At 41.5% G+C, this 17,580-nt stretch carries 12 protein-coding genes and 1 tRNA gene; 8 read left to right on the top strand and 5 right to left on the bottom strand.

Features of this window, described 5'->3' with window-relative positions; translation table 11 throughout:
* The first annotated feature begins 35 nt into the window (after positions 1–35).
* Both MTO98_RS06050 and MTO98_RS06045 read left to right on the top strand, forming a co-directional pair.
* Entirely contained in the window at positions 36–1,028 is a 993-nt protein-coding gene (locus MTO98_RS06050) for a FecR domain-containing protein (protein ID WP_243485712.1), read from the top strand.
* A 259-nt stretch (positions 1,029–1,287) separates the two neighbouring features.
* Positions 1,288–3,909 carry an outer membrane beta-barrel family protein gene (locus MTO98_RS06045; protein ID WP_243485711.1) on the top strand — a complete coding sequence of 874 codons (2,622 nt, stop codon included), beginning with the start codon at positions 1,288–1,290 and terminating at the stop codon, positions 3,907–3,909.
* Between the two features lie 261 nt (positions 3,910–4,170).
* On the opposite strand, the gene MTO98_RS06040 is transcribed toward MTO98_RS06045, so the two are convergent.
* The 3 genes from MTO98_RS06040 to MTO98_RS06030 form a co-directional block, all read right to left on the bottom strand.
* Positions 4,171–5,757, bottom strand: a complete 1,587-nt coding sequence (locus MTO98_RS06040; RefSeq protein WP_243485710.1) for a M20/M25/M40 family metallo-hydrolase — start codon at positions 5,755–5,757, stop codon at positions 4,171–4,173.
* A gap of 189 nt (positions 5,758–5,946) precedes the next feature.
* Positions 5,947–6,822: an MBL fold metallo-hydrolase gene (locus tag MTO98_RS06035; protein ID WP_243485709.1), complete on the bottom strand. Its 876-nt coding sequence runs from the start codon at positions 6,820–6,822 to the stop codon at positions 5,947–5,949.
* A 76-nt stretch (positions 6,823–6,898) separates the two neighbouring features.
* Entirely contained in the window at positions 6,899–7,444 is a 546-nt protein-coding gene (locus MTO98_RS06030; protein WP_243485708.1) for a TetR/AcrR family transcriptional regulator, read from the bottom strand.
* Positions 7,445–7,554: 110 nt separating this feature from the next.
* Here MTO98_RS06030 and MTO98_RS06025 point away from each other — a divergent pair, with 110 nt between their 5' ends.
* Positions 7,555–7,818, top strand: coding sequence for a hypothetical protein (locus MTO98_RS06025; protein ID WP_243485707.1), 264 nt, complete (start codon positions 7,555–7,557; stop codon positions 7,816–7,818).
* A 247-nt stretch (positions 7,819–8,065) separates the two neighbouring features.
* Here the strand turns inward: MTO98_RS06025 and MTO98_RS06020 are convergent, their stop codons facing one another.
* On the bottom strand, positions 8,066–8,659 hold the full coding sequence (locus MTO98_RS06020; RefSeq protein ID WP_243485706.1) for a DUF4304 domain-containing protein: 594 nt from the start codon (positions 8,657–8,659) through the stop codon (positions 8,066–8,068).
* A 92-nt stretch (positions 8,660–8,751) separates the two neighbouring features.
* A tRNA-Asn gene (locus tag MTO98_RS06015) sits at positions 8,752–8,825 on the bottom strand.
* 348 nt (positions 8,826–9,173) lie between these two features.
* Here MTO98_RS06015 and MTO98_RS06010 point away from each other — a divergent pair.
* The 5 genes from MTO98_RS06010 to MTO98_RS05990 all read left to right on the top strand — a co-directional run bounded on the left by MTO98_RS06010 (position 9,174) and on the right by MTO98_RS05990 (position 17,508).
* Complete coding sequence (locus tag MTO98_RS06010) at positions 9,174–9,773, top strand: RNA polymerase sigma factor (RefSeq protein ID WP_243485705.1); 600 nt, start codon at positions 9,174–9,176, stop codon at positions 9,771–9,773.
* 86 nt (positions 9,774–9,859) lie between these two features.
* A complete protein-coding gene (locus MTO98_RS06005; RefSeq protein WP_243485704.1) occupies positions 9,860–10,828 on the top strand; it encodes a FecR family protein in 969 nt (322 codons plus the stop codon).
* A 126-nt stretch (positions 10,829–10,954) separates the two neighbouring features.
* On the top strand, positions 10,955–14,341 hold the full coding sequence (locus MTO98_RS06000) for a TonB-dependent receptor (RefSeq protein WP_243485703.1): 3,387 nt from the start codon (positions 10,955–10,957) through the stop codon (positions 14,339–14,341).
* A gap of 18 nt (positions 14,342–14,359) precedes the next feature.
* Positions 14,360–15,874, top strand: coding sequence for a RagB/SusD family nutrient uptake outer membrane protein (locus MTO98_RS05995; protein WP_243485702.1), 1,515 nt, complete (start codon positions 14,360–14,362; stop codon positions 15,872–15,874).
* 224 nt (positions 15,875–16,098) lie between these two features.
* On the top strand, positions 16,099–17,508 hold the full coding sequence (locus MTO98_RS05990) for a hypothetical protein (RefSeq protein ID WP_243485701.1): 1,410 nt from the start codon (positions 16,099–16,101) through the stop codon (positions 17,506–17,508).
* Positions 17,509–17,580 lie beyond the last annotated feature (72 nt).

Raw genomic sequence — 17,580 nt, 5'->3', positions numbered from 1 at the left:
GGCATATCATACGGCTACTGAGAAATGGATAACAAATGAGCCGTCATCAAATAGCTGCCTTATTGGATCGTTACCTCAAGAGCGAAACCACAAATGAAGAAAATGAGCTGGTGGAACGCTGGCTGGAAGAAAATAGTAATGCTAACGCTCAATGGCATGATTTAGATCGTTCAGCAAAAGATCAATGGCTTTCCAGTGTTTTTAGCGAAATTAAAAACACAATCCACGAAACAGAGGCTAAAGTAGTATTGCTGCCACAAAGAAAGCTCGGGTTTTGGCGAAGTATTGCGGCTGTTGCAGCAGTGTTGCTGATCTCTTTTGCTTTGTACCTCGAATGGCCGTCATTACAAAGCCGTTTACATCCTGTTGAGCTTACAACTCTCCAGGTACCCATTGACCAGAAAAGCGAGATAACGCTTACCGATGGCAGCCGGGTGTGGTTAAATGCCGGCTCAGCGTTAAAATACCCTAAGACATTCAATGGTAAAACAAGGGAAGTTTACCTTTCCGGTGAAGCTTATTTTGATGTCCGTCATGACGCGAGCAAACCTTTTATTATTCATACAGGAACCTTGCTGACCACAGTGCTGGGTACAGCATTTAATATCAAGGAGGATAAAAATAAACGCACCATTCAGGTCACGGTAACCCGTGGTAAAGTAAGCGTTGCCAATGGCAATAAATTATTAGGTGTAATTACCCCAAACCAGCAGATCAGCTTTAATACTTCAAAAGCAGAAGTGGTGCAGGCAACTGTTAATGCCAATGCGGTAATCGCCTGGCAGCAAAGTGATCTGCATTTTGACGATGTGAGCTTTGGTGATGCTATTGCGCAATTGCAACAACACTTCAATGTTAAGATCAGTTTCGGCAATATAAAATTGAAGGACTGCCGTTTTACAGGAACTTCTTTAAGAGGTGAAGAATTGGAAAAAATACTAAAAGTAATGTGCGCTTTCAACAATGCCAATTATGAGATCAGGCCGGACGGCAGCATCGTGATAGATGGGCCAGGGTGTAACAACTAAAAAATAAAGAAAATAAAAAATGGACAACAGCTAAGCCTTATAAAGGCCTTTATCCTCCAGGCAGGATAATAAGTCAAAATAACCTGTAAACCGACGGTCATCGGCTTACAGGCATCCCGTAAAACCGGGGTTTTAAATAATTGAGTCACTTAAAACATTTAAAAGTATGAATATTTCTGCAAAAATGCGGAAGCCGGGAGGCGTATGTGCTGGCCTCAGCGGGGTAATAAAATTAAACAAGCCATTTATTTTTCGTCTAATGCGCCTAAGCCTTATTAGTACATTAATCATATTAACCGCTTTCCAGTTATTACTGGCTACTACCACCAAGGGCCAGAATATGCAATCGGACAGGGTTACTATCGGCCTGCGGGATGAAAGTCTTGCCAGTGGTCTCAAAAAGATCGAGCAGCAAACCTCGCTTCGCTTTTACTACCGTAAGACGGAAATTAAAGCACTTACCGGCCTGAACCTGGCTTTGGAGAACAGAACAATAGAACAAACCTTGCAGGAATTATTACAAAATACTTTTCTTTCGTTCCGACAGGTTGAAGGTAACATATTGATCGAACGTGATGCTGTGCAAGCCAGCTATGAAATCAAAGGCCGTATAGTAGATATAGATCATAAATCAATTGCTTTTGCAAACGTCATTATAAAGCAGGTTGCTACCGATAAAATAATACAATCTGCACAAACTGATACCGGGGGACGTTTCAAGCTCACAGCAACAGAAAAAGGGGATTATCTGATCGGATTTTCGGAAGTAAGTAAAGATAGTTTGTCTCTTACCCTAACGTTAGGAGACATGAAGATGGTTCAATTACCGGATATCGTACTAAATGCATCAATCAAACAACTCAAACAAGTTACCATAACCAGCAAATCCCCTGTTCTTGAACGAAAGGTTGATCGATGGATATTTAACCCGAACAACACTATAATGGCAAATGGGTCCTCCCTTTTTGAGGCTTTGCAGGTGGCACCTTTTTTAAAAGTATCCGACAATGGCGTTTCTATGGTGGGCAAAGGCAGTATGGCGGTTATGATAAATGAGAAAATAATTTATTTAAGCGGAGCCGATCTGACTAATTATCTGAAAACACTGAGATCTGAAAGTGTGGAAAAAATAGAGATCATTACCAACCCGCCCGCAAAATATGAGGCCCAGGGCAATGCCGGGCTAATTAACATTGTTTTAAAGAAAAACGAATTTTTGGGTTGGCGCGGATCATTAAGTTCGGCATATCGGAAGGATGTTTACGCCTCTTATAACAACAATGCGGCTCTTTTTTTCCGCTCAAAAAAAGTTAACAGCTCTTTTACATTTAATCAATCGCGTTATCACAATATGCTGAACGATTGGCTCAATATAATTGGGAACCCCAGCCAAATTCTTAGTAACGAGCAACGTGTATCAACTACACCCGGTTTGCAGGCCGGTTTAAGTATAGATTATGAAGTGAACAACCGCAATAACGTCGGAATTATTTATAATATTTCACACAGTAAAGAGAAGGATACCTATGTTAATAATTATAGCTATGGTACCGGGAATACTGTCGACTCGGTTTTGAACACTAAAGGCGATATGTCAAGGCCGTTATTGGCACAAACCTTAAATATATACCATGATTTAAAGATTGATTCGGCCGGAAAGAAATTAAGCAGTTCTGTTAATTTTTTTACGAACAGGCCTGAAGTAAGCAATAGTTTTGTTTCCAAATCTGCAAACACCTATGCTTCAGTTCAAAATAACAACTTGTCAAAATACAATATCTGGTCTATCCAGTCAGATTTAACATTGCCTTATAAATGGGCTAAAATAGAAACAGGTGCCAAGTTTGCTAATTATAATAACAATGCCAGCGTAGCATATTATAACAAGATCCCCGATAATCTCCAGCTGGACCAAACGCGCAGTAATGATTTCGACTATACCGAAAAAAACCTGGCCGCGTATTATAGTATGGAAGCCGACCTATCGAAAAAATGGACGGCCAAAGCAGGATTGCGTTATGAGTATACGATGACGGATGGTTATTCGCCTACTTTAAACCAGCGTAATAAGCGTAATTATGGTGCCCTATTCCCTACAACCTATATCGTTTACAAAGCTGACGGAAACAATGTTTTTTCTTTAAATTATTCGAGGCGGATCAACCGTCCGGGCCTCAGTTCTTTAAATCCATTTGATTATTATACAAATATTTATACTTATTCTACCGGAAATCCACTGCTCTTACCTTCATACAGTAATAATTTCGAACTTAATTACCTATATAAAAGCATGCTGTCTTTTACTGTATTTACACAACATGCCAGCGATGTAAATTCATTGCTTACAACGATTGAGGGGCCATTAGTGGTTTCAAGCAGAGGAAACTTTTTAACGCGGGATAACGTGGGGGCCTATGTTTCCTTTAACCGGGCATTTTTTAATTGGTGGGAAAATAGCAGCTCTGCCTCTTTTTTTTATTCATCCTCAAAGTCCAAAATTGAAGCTATTCCTATCCAAAATGGAACCTCTGCATCCTTTAGTCTCAATAATAATTTCAAGGCAACTAAATTGTTAAACTTCTATCTGAACTATAGCCAAAGCCTTCCCTCAACCAGTGGAAACACTTACACATACAATCAACGTGATTTCAGGGTGGGGGCCAGATTAAAGTTGCTTAACAATAATTTGATCATCAACCCGGCTTACTTTCTGGGTACGGCAAGCAAATATGATGCACGTTTTAGCGAATTTGTACAGACAGAAAGAACGGACTATCATTATAGGACCTTCAGCCTTGGTCTTACCTACTTATTCGGAAGATCAAAGGTTTCCGGAAACAACAAGAACATATCATTTGATGAGAAAAGAAGAGCGCAATAGTACGATAACTTAAATATGGAAACGAAGGTGCTTCTAATTCTACATGTGTGTTCTCAACTTCCTGCCCTCGTTAAGCCCTGTTATTTAAACACCTATTCAATAAATTAAATTATTGGAAAAAGCCTTTGTTAACCTTAATGACACAAACGATCATATGTCCGGTGGCGGCTATATGATCGTTGTTTTGAAAACTATGGTCTATATGTGGAAAATGATTTCGTTAACTATAATGCCCAAAACAGACCATTTTGGTTAATTTGACTATAATGCAAGGTTGTCCCACTCAAATAACCTTTTTTCAAAAGGCTTTCTCGGTAAAAGATCGGGCCGGTTACCGGCCTGATAAACGAAGGAAGCTACGATGATGGCTGCTTGTTTAAGATCTTCGATCTGCAGATGGTCGTAATTATCCTGATTACTGTGGTGAGTTATATTGTCATAATCAATAGGGTCTTGGATAAACTCAAAGCCTGGTATACCTGCCCAGTCAAAAGAAGTATGATCGGTACAGCCAGTATATTTATTTGCAACCGTGGTAGCCCCCAAATCATGGAAAGGCTGAAACCATTGGTCAAATAAAGGTTTCACTGCAGTGTTACCCTGGGTATAAATACCCCTGATTTTACCAGTTCCGTTATCCAAGTTAAAATAAGCGCTTACTTTTTCCTGTTCGCTGTTGGGTTTTCCTGTTGATGGGTTGATATAATGGTTTTTTACATAATTGTATGATCCGTAAATTCCTTGTTCCTCACCGCTCCACAATACTATGCGGATGGTACGTTTAGGTTGCAGGTGTAATGAATCCAGTAATCGCACTGCTTCCATCATAACAGCACAACCAGAAGCATTATCGGTAGCCCCTGTAGATGCAGACCAGGAATCCAGGTGTGCCCCGAGGATAACTACCTGGTCCTTCAATTGGGGATCTGAGCCCGGGATTTCTCCAATAACATTGTAAGCCTTTGTATCGTTACCGAAATAACTTCCTTTGATGTTCAAAGCGAGCTCAACAGGGTGCCCCGAGGTGATCAATCTTTGAATGCGCTGGCAGTCTTCGTACGCCATTTTAACCTGAGGTACTTTAGATTTAGATTGATAGCTATGGAACGATTCGTCGAAAACGGTGCCGTATGTGTTCCCAGCCTCAGAGTGTATAACAGCTACCGCGCCGGCTTTTTCATAAAGCAGATTCAGTTTTTCCTCCAAACGAAGTTGGTCGTTCAGTGCATGTATCTGATCGTAGGTATAGTTATAGTAATCATCGGTTTTTGACAGTTCATCTTCTGTGAAACGGGTGGCACGCGGTGCGAAAATATCACTGGCTTTCTCCGGTCCGCTTGTAAACAATGGTTGACCAAGAATTAAAATGATCATTCCCCTCAGATCATTATAATGATTTTTGATGTAGGCAGAATCGATGGCTTGGGCTTGAGTAAGTAAAGTTACCTGAGCCTGTATGGGGCCATTAGTATTGCCACTCCAGGGAGCTGGTAAAGCTACAATAGGTTGAAAATACGGCGCTTTCATAGCTATGCTGAAATCCTGGAGTTCCCAGCTTTTTCCAAAATTACCCCAGGGTTCCAGTTTGGTATTGGTTAATCCGTATGATTTGAAGCTTTTGATGGCCCAGGCAGCAGCTCTGGCGAAACCAGGAGAGTTAGTTAAACGCGGGCCTGACACGTCTGTCAGATAATGGGCAATATGAGGTATTTGCGATGTTTGCATTTCCGCCTGTCTGATTTTGTAGAATACATCAGTTGCTAAATGCTTATCCTGCGCAAAGCCTACAAAAATATTAGATAATAAAAGCATTATAGCAATTGCGAATTTCAACGTGCTTTCTTTCATTTTTTATTGATGGTTTGTTAAAATTAAATGTGAAGTAATTACAGTTGTTTGCTTTATCCTATTTACAATTTAGCGGATAGCTGCGTTTCTGGAAATGTTCCAATTTATGTTTGCATCGATATCCAAAAGCTGCTCTTTTTGTAATTGTTTTGTCCATTTAACTGAACCTGGATTTACAATTGAGTTGTTTTAAATTGTCCTTTTAGTTATTAAAGCCCCTCCCCAAAGTGAGCCAGGGTTAGCGTGTTCCGGGTAAAGAGCAATCATCGCGTTGTATAGTTCAATGGTGGTCGATGTTTCTGCGTTCAGACGTTCAAAATTCTCCAGATATCTCTTGGTTTCCATTAAAATAACGGGGTCATCAGAAAACGATGGCTGTTTATGACCCGCAACAACCCGTTTAGGCTGCAATTTTATCAGGTTATCTAAAGCGTTTTTCCATTCTAAACGGGTTGCTGCCGTAGTTTCCCCAAGGTATAAATGAATACCATTATAAACCACATCCCCGCCAACGATAAGTCCGATAGATGGCACATACAAAACACTTGAATCGAAAGTATCAGTGAATCCTGTTTCCATGGCTACCATTTTTTTTCCTTCAAGCTCAAACTCATTGCTTTGCAATACTTCAGGAATAGCTAATTTTTCAGGTATCTGACCTGGGAAGCGAGGTTTCCAAAAGTCGTTAACTACTTCCGGCTGTGTATGTTCGCCACAATTTTTTGCAACTGCCTGGGTAGCGATCGGTATTGCATTGGGGAAACGATCAAGCAGTAATTGAAGCCCGAAAAAGTGGTCGCCGTGTGCATGCGTTATATATATGTATTTGAGATTCTTGCCGGTATCCGCGATTGAATCCGCCAGGGCATTCGTATGTTCGATAGTGAGAAATGTGTCCACAAGCACTGCATCATTTCTTCCATAGATAAGCGTTGCGCTATTTGATACCCATTTTAAATTGTCCAGCCCAGGAGGGGTGTTTGGGTCCCTGTTCAGGCCAGGCCGTGTAGAAGTATACACACTGTAGCTGAGTGCTTCGTTTATGTTGCTGTCTTGTTGTATCATTTGATTTATCCTGATTTGATTTATCATAATTGTTGATTATAAAACAGTGCTGGTTTTAGGCCGGGGTTGGGGTGAATTATATGTTTAAAATTTCTCCTTCAATTAGTTGAAAAGCGTTGTTTTTCAAAACCCTATCGAGCAATAAAGATGAAATTAGTGATGATTGTACCATACAAGCTTTTACTTCAGGAGATTCGAGAAAATTAAATTCTCCAGCTGCTTTCCCAAGTTTTAAGACCTCTGTAAGCTTATTCAAAAAGATGTTTGCGATCAATTGCAGTCGTTCCTGCATTTCTGTTGTTAGCGTATGGAAAACAGCAGATAAGGCCCCCATTAAGCAGATACACTCAGCCTCTTTTTTTGTAGAATAAATCTTAACAATATTAGCCAGCTGGGTTTTATAGCTTAACCCTTTCCAAGTTTTAGATTCAATTTCAAAATGGTCGATTGCGCGATTAATTACAGCAATACCTAAATCAGCTTTTGAAGGAAAATAGTAATGTATTGAAGCGTTTTTTATATCAAGTTCTTTAGAGATATCAGCATAACTAAAAGCGTTATAGCCCCTTTCCCTAATTAAACTATCTGCAACCATGATAATTTCGTCTCTCGTTATTTTCATAAAACAAACCTATATATTTTTTACCTACTAATAGGTAGAATTAAGTCACGATGATGTAAATAAATGTTTATAGTCAGGAGCACAAAAACAAGAATGATCATTTAAACCTGTTGAAAGAGATCGAAAACTTAAACAAGAAGATGAGAAAAGCACAGGAACGGTTGTCAAATGGATTTATCGACGGATCTGACTTAAAGATCATTAAACTGGAAAGCGAAACTGGGATTAAAAAACTGGAGGATAAATTGGCGGATGCTCTTATTGCTAAAAAAAGTAATGTCAACATAGAGCCTATCGCACGGCAAGCTATTGAGCGCCTAAGCAGGACCGACAATAAACACTACCAATCAAGCACTTACCAAAAAAAATCTTGATTGACTCGATGCCACCCGAAAAGTTCACATTTGAAGAACCGCAACATCGAACCGCTAAGACGGGTGATTTATTCAATCTTATCTACAAATTGAAAGGCAAAAAAGAAGGGCAAGCAACCGTTTTATCGTGCTTGCCCATTGGCTCCCTCAGTTGAGCGTTTTGACAAAAATTTCATTGGTCAATTACGCGTTTTAAACAAACTGGGGCAAATTTGAATTTACTCATACTGAAATTCTCGAACCTCGATTAATTATCAATTCGAATATTCTTATGCCTAAGTGTTAAGCTTTGTTTCACGCGAGGGCCCCAGAACTCATCCGAATAAAAACTAATAATAGAATCCTCATTCGTTAGTAGGTTTAGTTTCGGAATAATGAGTACATCAAAATCTTTTAAAACCTGTTTAGTAAACTTGTCCAAATCCGTACTATCATCAATCTGATAACCATTTGTCCCCTTCCAATATTCATTTTTTGAGACTTCAAAATAGCTTTCACGCACGTACGGAATACCGTCGTGAATAGTAGGTTTTGTAGAATTCTTGATGTCACTTGTAAAACCAGTCGTAAAGTTGAAGCAAAAATCAATCGAATTACGTGAGTTCCAGGAAAAGTTCTGAAGTTCGACTAAATTGAAAAATGGTCCGTTTATTTTCCACCATATATTACCAATGGTTTTGTAGCCTTCAGCTTTTAATAAAGGTTTAAGTGAGTCTTTAATAAAGGCCAATTGCTTTTCTTTGGCTGTCATATTTGTTGACGGTGGTGAAATGAGTTCTTGTTCTAAAACAGTTTCTGTTGAAGTCTTGCGTCGGAATAGCTTAGAAATGATGAAGGTCATCTAAAGATTCTTATGTTAAAGATAAGGATAGACGAGATAGAATGTAGCTATAAAACAAAATAGCCAGATACATATGTACCTGGCTATATCCGCTCCTGAGGCTGGGCTCGAACCAGCGACCCTCTGATTAACAGTCAGATGCTCTAACCGGCTGAGCTACTCAGGAATCTAATCCGGTTGGGGTTTGCAAAAGTATAACTTTCAATGATATTTCACAATTTTATTCAACTTGTTATTAACATAATATCAAAATGTAAACCTTAGTGTGAAAAAGCCTTGCTTTAGTATCCTTTTTATCACTTTACCCAGGTATTTTAGACACCTTTAAAACAGTTGATTATAGTCATTTCATTAATAAATGTATCATAAACCGGCATGTGCTAATCAACAAAAGGATTGTTTCTGTTGTATATACCAATTGTACTTTCGCAAAAATATAGTCAAATGTTATCTTTTATTTTTCGCTTCATTATAAGCTAACAATTACTTAAAAGCCTTGAGATAAGTTTGCGATATGTCAAACAGCAGGCTTATCCCGGATGCCGAACTACTGCGCCGCATGCAGGGCAACAACCAACAGGCGTTGCTGCTGTTGATGAAACGTTACGATAAAAAAATCCTCAGGTACATATACGGCAAAACCCGCTCCACCGAAGCATCAGAAGAATTTGTGCAGGATATATTCCTGTCATTATGGAACAACCGTGCAGGCATTGTTATCGCCGACAGCTTTGAACCATACTTATTTAAAGCCGCAAAATTCAAGGTGATCGACCATTATTCGGCCAATACCAGGGCTATTGTTAACGCCCGGGAGTTGATTGATGAGGAAGAAACCATGGTAACTGTATCGCCCGAAGATGCTGTTATCGAATCAGAACTTAACGACTGGCTGATGAGCGAAATTGAAAAAATGCCCGGGAACATGCGCGATGCCTTCTCGTTAAGCCGCGTGGACCAGCTTTCGGTAAAAGAAATAGCCAACCGGCTTTCGCTATCTGAGCAAACAGTAAAGAATAATATCTCCATTGCCATAAAAAGGCTTTACTTCCGCTTCCAACGAATTGAAAATCCCTTGCTTCTCCTTATTGCTATTATGACACTGATATCATAGGCTTTGGGCAAGTTGATGTTTTATTAACAAACAATTGATAATTGTTTAACGGTACCATCCTCCATAATCGCCGATTATAACAGCAGATGAACAACGAACAGTCTGCCCGGATCAAGGCACTACTTGAAAAATATAAACAAGGTACATGCACGCCCCAGGAGGAGCAACGGGTTGAGCAATGGCTTAAAAATTTAAATAATGATTTGGCAGACAGTCCGGTTAATGAACATGCTGTATTAAAAAATATCAGACGCCGTGTTCTGGTACAGATCAGGGCCGGGCGGGATACGAAAGTTATCAGTCTGATCCCGTTACTCAGAATTGCCGCCGTATTGCTGCTGATACCGGCTGCATTTTATTTATATGCCGCGCTTAACAAACAGCCTTTACAAAAACTGAGCTATGCCGCCGCCCGTGGCGAACGCAAAACGCTGATCTTGCCAGATAGTACAGAGGTTGTCCTCAATTCATCATCGGTATTAACCTTAAGTGCCGATTTTAATGAAACGGGGCGCCGTGTATCGCTTACCGGCGAAGCTTATTTTCATGTAAAGCATAATGCGGCAAAGCCTTTTATTATAACTACCGGACATATGCAAACGCGCGTGTTAGGCACGCAGTTTAACGTGCATGCTTACAAAAACGATAATGATTACAGGGTAGCTGTTGTTGGTGGCAGGGTGCAGGTAAGTGAGGCCGTTGCCGGTAAGGTTAAACCACTTGCCGGGGTGCTTACCCGTAACCTGATGATCACCTACAATGTATTGAACCATACTGCCAGTGTAAGGCATACCGATGCCGACCAGGTAAGCGCCTGGCAAAATGGCAAGCTTTACTTTGATGAGGCATCTGTGAGCGAAATGGCCGAAGCGCTATCGCGTAAATACAATATCGATATAAAGGTTCACGATAAGCCCGGCCAGGTTTGCCGCTATACGGTTGGTTTTAACAATCAGCCGCTAAACAGTGTGCTCAAAGTGCTTAGCCGCCTTGCCGGATTCACTTACCAATACAACAAAAACAAAATAATTATTGATTCACCTAACTGCCATTGATAAACATGATCAAATAAGAACCAATAAAAACAGGCAGATGCGCCAACACCTGCCTGCATATGGCTGCTGAAGCAGCAGGCCATGTAATTTTTTACGACTCTTCATCTCATAAAAAACATTATAAAAATGGTAAAACTCTATCACATATCAGCAACAAAAAGTTTGCTAAAAGGATTGGCGCTGCTTATCGCCTTTATGATTTGCAGTACAGCTCCTTCTTTTTCTGCCGAAGGCCAGGACATGAAAACCGTGCGCGTTAGCATAGCGGCTAAAAATCAGACTATTAAAAACATCTTTAAAATTATTGAGCAGAAAACCTCATTCATTATCGGCTATAATGCAACCACTTTCAATGCCGATAAAATCGTAACTATTTCGGCCGATAACCAACCCGTTGTTAACGTACTTAAAGAATTAATTAAAGGATATAAAGGCACAATAACCCAGGTTGATGAGCAGCATGTATTACTGCAAATTGAAAAACAGCCCGAAATTAAAGCCGCTGCAACTACAGAAAATAAAGCTAACATTCGTATCACCGGTACCGTGACTGACGAAAAAGGCGAATCTCTGGTTGGGGTTAGTGTAGGCGTTAAAGGAACATCGGCGGGTGTAGCCACCGATACCGATGGTAAATTTGCCATCAGCGCAGACCCAAACGCCGTATTGGTTTTTAATTACATTGGCTTTGAAAGCCAGGAAGTGCCGGTAAAAGGCCAGCAAACCCTTACCGTTGTTTTAAAAGCCAACAGCCAGTCGCTTAAAGAAGTGGTTGTAGTGGGTTACGGTACACAAAGCCGCGCTACAATTACAGGAGCGGTAACATCAGTTAACCTGGATAAATCAACTTCACGCTCTTTCAGAAGTACTGAAGAAATGTTGCAAGGTAAAGCAGCCGGTGTTGTGGTAAACAACAATGGCGGCGATCCATCAACCGGTCCGCAGATCAATATCCGTGGTTTAGGCGGTATTAATGGCGAGCAGCCCCTGTATGTAGTAGATGGGGCGGTGTTTTACCCGGGCACACCCGTACTTAACCCTAATGATATCGAATCGATATCTGTACTGAAAGACGCCTCGGCTGCCATTTACGGCTCGCGAGCTTCGGGTGGTGTTATCTTAATAACCACTAAAAAAGGTACAAAAGGTAAAATGCAGATCAGTGCTGATGTTAAACAAGGCTTTGAAAATGCCTGGAAAAAGCTGGAAGCACTTAATGCTAAAGAATATGCCGATGTTTACAACACCGCAACTGATGCGGCTGGAAAGAACCGCTTACCAGCTTTTGATGCTACCGCTTACCCGGATGGGCAGATCACCCGCACCAACTGGATTGATGAGGTTTTCAGAACGGGGCACACACAGGAGTACAATGTAAGCCTGAACGGCGGCAATGACCGTTCAACTTATTTTATGAGCTTCAATTACCGTAGGGGCGAAGGTATATTACTAAACACCTTTGGTGAGCGTTATGCCTATCGTCTTAATTCGGAGCACCAGGTAAACAAATGGCTTAAAGTAGGCGAAAACCTGTCATACAGCTATTCAAACAGCCGCGGAACCAATACCTTTAGCGGTTATACCGGTGCTATACAGGCTGCTATATTTTATCCGCCAAGTATTACCGTGCGTACACCTACCGGAGCTTATTCAGGTTTACCTATCGACTACGCAGGTTCTTACGGTGATGTTGTTAACCCGGTTGCTAACCTGGAACGTATTGACAGCAGCAATCCTGTTAATACCATTATCGCTAACCCTTATTTTGAGGTTAATTTTCTTAAAGGGTTAAAATTCAGGTCGAACTATTCAATAGCCAAGTCTTTTTACTATTCAAAAACATTTTCGCCGATGGTGCCTGAAGTAGGTAAGCCCAACCTTACCAACAGTCTTTCAGAAGCATCATCTAACAGCACCAGTTTCCTGACAGAGCAAACGCTGAATTATACTACATCTATTCAAAAGCATAACATCAACGTAATAGCAGGCTATACTTATCAAAAAAATACAAACCAGGGCCTGTCTGGTTATATCTCAAGCTTTGATAATGAAGACCCCTTGTTCCGTTATTTTGCCAATGGTTTGGATTTAACAAGCAAGGCACTTGGCGATTACAAGAATGACCAGGCCCTGATCTCCTATCTGGCCCGTGCAAATTATGACTATGATGGCAAATACCTGTTATCGGTTACTGGCCGTCGTGATGGCACTTCACTTGTTGCGCAGCAAAACAGGTTTCAAAACTTCGGCGCTGTTTCGGCGGGCTGGGTATTGAGCCGTGAAAACTTTATGCAGTCATTGAGCTGGTTAAGCAACCTGAAACTGCGCGGCAGCTACGGTGTACTGGGCAATTTATCTTCGGTATCAGGCGACGCCGTTAGCCCAACGCTTAATGCAGGCAGCACCTACCTTGGGCAGGACCCGGCACTTACTACTGCTTATTATGCCTATAACAGGCCAAATGATAAACTCACCTGGGCCCGTTCAAAACAAACCGACATTGGTTTAGATCTTGGTTTCCTGAACGAACGCATTACCTTATCGGCCGATTACTTTGTTAAAAACACTACCGATATGCTGATGCAAATACCCGCAGGTATCGGTTTAGGCAGCGTTTGGGTTAACGGCGGTAAAGTAAGGGATAATGGCATTGAGGCGGTTATTACCTATAACAGCGACCCTAAAAAGGAGTTCCGTTACAACATCAGTGGTAACTTCAGCAAATTAAATAATAAGCTGTTATCGTTGCCTAACGGCAACACCGTATTTGGCAGCAGCCCAAGCGTGCGCGGCCTGTTATCACCAATCTGGACACAGGTTGGCCATCCGCTATATTCGTTCTATTCTATTAAAACAGATGGCTTATTCCAAAGCCAGGACCAGGTAAACAATTACAAAAATGCCAGCGGAGGCCTTATACAGCCAAACGCTAAACCAGGCGATATCAAGTTTGTTGATTTTAACAACGATGGAAAAATTGATAACAATGACCGCCAGTTTGTAGGCAGCGCTTATCCTGATTTTTCGTACGGCTTAACGTTAAACTTTGCTTACAAAAATTTCGACCTGAATATTTTCCTGCAAGGTGTACAGGGTAATAAGCTATACAATGCATTAAAGTACACCAGCTTAAATGCAGGCGGTTTAGGGCAAAATTACAACCTGCTTAAAGATGTACTTAACGCATGGACGCCAACCAACACCAACACTACTATACCACGCATTACCGCCAGCGATGACAATGGTAACTTTGGTACCAACTCAGACTGGTATATTGAAAACGGTTCATATCTGCGCTTTAAAAACGTAACGCTGGGTTATACCATTGCACCTAAAGCTTTGGCTAAAATCGGTATCAGCAGCCTGCGTATTTATACCACATCAAACAATTTGTTCACTATTACCAAGTACAAAGGCTTTGATCCGGAGGTTGGGTTTGATAACTACGGCATAGACGTTGGCAGGTACCCGCAATCAAGATCTTTCATTTTTGGTGTTAACATCAATTTGTAAACATTAATTAAAGCACACATGAAAAAAATTAAATATATAGCATCAGTTTTGTCAATAAGCGTGCTGTTTGCAGCCTGTTCCAAAAATCTGGATATCACACCTTCAGGTGTTGTATCTGAAGGTAACTTTTGGAAAACAGAAAGCGATGCCCAATTAGGAGCTAACGCAATGTATGAACCTTTTGACGGGGAAGAATTTTATGGCCGCGGTTATATGTGGTTCATCAACGCCAGCGACGATATGGTTACCGGCCGTATCAACACCAATGCCGATGCCATCAAAAACTTTAACCGCACCTATTATTCAAGCGGCTACACAACCGGGCAATGGGATATGCGTTACTCCGTGATCAGGAGAGCGAATGACGTGATCAACAAGATACCGGCCATCAGCATGGACGGTACACTGAAAAACCGTTTGCTGGGTGAAGCATACTTTTTAAGCGGCCTGATGTATTTTCAGCTGGCTTATCAATATGCTGATGACCGCGCAGGCGTACCCATCATTACCCGCGAAAACAATAACGACCCTAACCCTACTCCCCGTGCGGCAAATATTGCCGCAAACTATACTTATATAGAAAGCGAATTTAAAAAAGCGGCTAACCTGCTGCCTTATTTTGATCAGCTGGCACCTGCAGATTATGGTCGTGCGCACAAGGTAGCGGCATGGGCTTACCTGTCAAAAATGTACCTGTACAAAAAAGAGTGGGCAAATGCCGAAAAATACGCCGACTCGGTGGTGAACCAGGGCAAACGCGCTTTATTATCTAACTACGCCGATGTGTTTAAAGCTGCTAACAATTACAGCACAGAATATATTTGGTCGGCTACCAGTACTGCCAAAGGCACTTCGGGCTGGGGAAGTATTTTGCCTGGGGTAATGCTTGAAAACAAAGGCTGGGGCTTTTATAACGGCTGGGGCTATTATCAGCCTACCAAAGAGCTTTATGATGCTTTTGAAAGTGGCGATAAACGCCGTGAGGCAACTATTTTAAAACCTGGCGATAAATTCATGTATTTTGGAACCGAAAGGGTTTACAGTTCGGTAAACAGTCTTTCCGGTTATCAGTTTAACAAATACATGGAACCGTTCTCGTACGCTAACCCGGTAAGTGCTGAGATCAGCGCCAATGGTGACCACCCAACAACTAACCTGAACGTGCCATTGATACGTTATGCCGAGGTAATACTTATTAAAGCCGAAGCTGAGCTCATGCAGAATAAAAATGCAGATAAAGAGATCAACATGATACGTAACCGCGCAGGTTTAGCCAGCATACAAAACGCAACACTCGCCGAGCTTAAAAATCAGCGCCGCTGCGAACTGGCTGGTGAATGGGCCGACCGTCACCGCGACCTGATCCGCTGGGGCGATGCGCAGGCTGCTTATGCCAAACCGCTGCACGCCTATAATGGCACGGTGGCCTGGCCTGCACGTACATTTGACCCGGTTATAAATGCTGTTTGGGCAGTGCCGCAAACAGAAATTGACCGAAGCAACGGTGTTATTAAACAAAACGCCGGCTGGTAAAAAAACTCAGGCCACGGGATAAAACCTGTGGCCTTTTTTTACATCCGTTAAATTATCCCTTCTCTTTTTGTTCGCCCGAATAACGAGTTTGCAAGCTCGCCATATTTATTTAATTATAAACTAAATACAATATCAGGCACCGCTTTCTATATTTGTTAAATACGCTGTAATAAAGCGTTGTACCAACTGCTTTTTATAAACCAAACCTGACAAACAAGACAGCTATGAACAGGAGCCTTTACACCTTTGGAATATTTTTTTTAGGATTATCAGCAGCCTGTTCGCTTTTGCAAAGCCTCATAATCTTTCAAATTGGCGGAGGAATCTATACGCTTAATTCAATTGTGATATGGCTTATCGGGATAAATGTTATTTCGGGTGTTGGTTCGGTACTTTTATTAAAGTATTTCCATTTCCGCAGGTTCTGGCTTGCCTTTTACACAGGGTGCATTGCATTAATAAGCAATATCTTTTACCTGGCTATTGTTTGTACCGTTGTAGCATCACGGCAACTGGTAAATTACTACAAACCAGTCGCAATTGTTTTCTTGTGCGCAGGTAGTTTACATAGTATAGCACTTATATTTTCGGGAGGCAGAAAACACTTTTGGTTAAAGATAGCAGGTGCATATATGTTGGTGATTGGTTTTATTTTACTATCAACAACCTTATGGGGTACATTGGTACCACCGGTTGTATTAGAAAAAATCACACAATTTGCCTCTCTGGCTGCTTGCCTGATCCCGGTGCTTTTTATTATGAATTTACGCGCTGAAGTCGGACTATTGAAAGCGGAGAACGTGCACAGCCCTGTACCGGAACCAGCAAGTGATACCTTAGGCACCATTAAAGTTGCAGCTTGTATTATTACACTGGGATTAGGGGTAATGTTATCCATTCAATGTTACTCGCAGATTTACTGGGGCAAGAAAAACTTTGAAAACACAAAAGCCTTGGCCCAGCTATTTGAGGCACGGATTTTTGTAAACAGCAAAGGAGATACATTAAGATACCGGTTATTAAAACCATTAAATTATGATCCTAAAAAACTATACCCCCTTGTGGTATCCCTGCCTTATGGCGGCCAACCGGGTACCGACACCATAAGACAAATAGAAGGGGCCGCAGCTGCTGAAATACTATCGGCCGAACCCAACAGAACGCGATACCCTGCATTTATTTTTGTGCCTAATTGCCCGGCAGGTTCAGGCTGGGGAGGGATTCCCAACTATCCTTCGGTGGATACATTAGTTTATAAAGCTATAAGCGCACTCGATACCGCATTTTCAATAGATGCCAAAAGACGCTACGTTACCGGTATTTCGAGGGGTGGTTATGGCTCGTGGCATTTCATCTGCACCCGCCCGGATATGTTTGCTGCTGCAATACCGGTTTGCGGCGGAGAAGACCCTAAACTTGCCTCTAAACTGGTTAACGTATCTGTTTGGGCGTTTCACGGAGCCAAAGACCAAAACGTACCGGTTAGCGGCTCGCGCGGTATGATTGAGGGGATGAAAAAAGCCGGCTTACACCCCAAATACACAGAATATCCAAATGATGGGCACAACATATGGTACCAGGTTAGTATTACACCCGGACTATGGGATTGGCTTTTTGCCCAGAAAAAAAACTAATAATATTGGGAGGCTATCGGCTGATTTAACCTCATTTCAGCTTTCTCTCACGCCTGCAAATAATTGGATCAA

This window comes from Mucilaginibacter sp. SMC90 (assembly GCF_022811725.1).
GTDB lineage: Bacteria > Bacteroidota > Bacteroidia > Sphingobacteriales > Sphingobacteriaceae > Mucilaginibacter.
The sequence above is the reverse complement of the archived record's forward strand: the minus strand, read 5'-3'. Positions and strand labels throughout refer to the sequence as shown.

What these genes read in the sequence shown, in the direction of transcription:
- MTO98_RS05995 (WP_243485702.1), top strand. Translation starts at nt 14,360, where the DNA reads ATGAAAAAAATTAAATATATAGCATCAGTTTTGTCAATAAGCGTGCTG.
- MTO98_RS06000 (WP_243485703.1), top strand. Translation starts at nt 10,955, where the DNA reads ATGGTAAAACTCTATCACATATCAGCAACAAAAAGTTTGCTAAAAGGA.
- MTO98_RS06020 (WP_243485706.1), bottom strand. Translation starts at nt 8,659, where the DNA reads ATGACCTTCATCATTTCTAAGCTATTCCGACGCAAGACTTCAACAGAA.
- MTO98_RS06035 (WP_243485709.1), bottom strand. Translation starts at nt 6,822, where the DNA reads ATGATACAACAAGACAGCAACATAAACGAAGCACTCAGCTACAGTGTG.
- MTO98_RS06030 (WP_243485708.1), bottom strand. Translation starts at nt 7,444, where the DNA reads ATGAAAATAACGAGAGACGAAATTATCATGGTTGCAGATAGTTTAATT.
- MTO98_RS05990 (WP_243485701.1), top strand. Translation starts at nt 16,099, where the DNA reads ATGAACAGGAGCCTTTACACCTTTGGAATATTTTTTTTAGGATTATCA.
- MTO98_RS06005 (WP_243485704.1), top strand. Translation starts at nt 9,860, where the DNA reads ATGAACAACGAACAGTCTGCCCGGATCAAGGCACTACTTGAAAAATAT.
- MTO98_RS06050 (WP_243485712.1), top strand. Translation starts at nt 36, where the DNA reads ATGAGCCGTCATCAAATAGCTGCCTTATTGGATCGTTACCTCAAGAGC.
- MTO98_RS06040 (WP_243485710.1), bottom strand. Translation starts at nt 5,757, where the DNA reads ATGAAAGAAAGCACGTTGAAATTCGCAATTGCTATAATGCTTTTATTA.
- MTO98_RS06010 (WP_243485705.1), top strand. Translation starts at nt 9,174, where the DNA reads ATGTCAAACAGCAGGCTTATCCCGGATGCCGAACTACTGCGCCGCATG.
- MTO98_RS06045 (WP_243485711.1), top strand. Translation starts at nt 1,288, where the DNA reads ATGCGCCTAAGCCTTATTAGTACATTAATCATATTAACCGCTTTCCAG.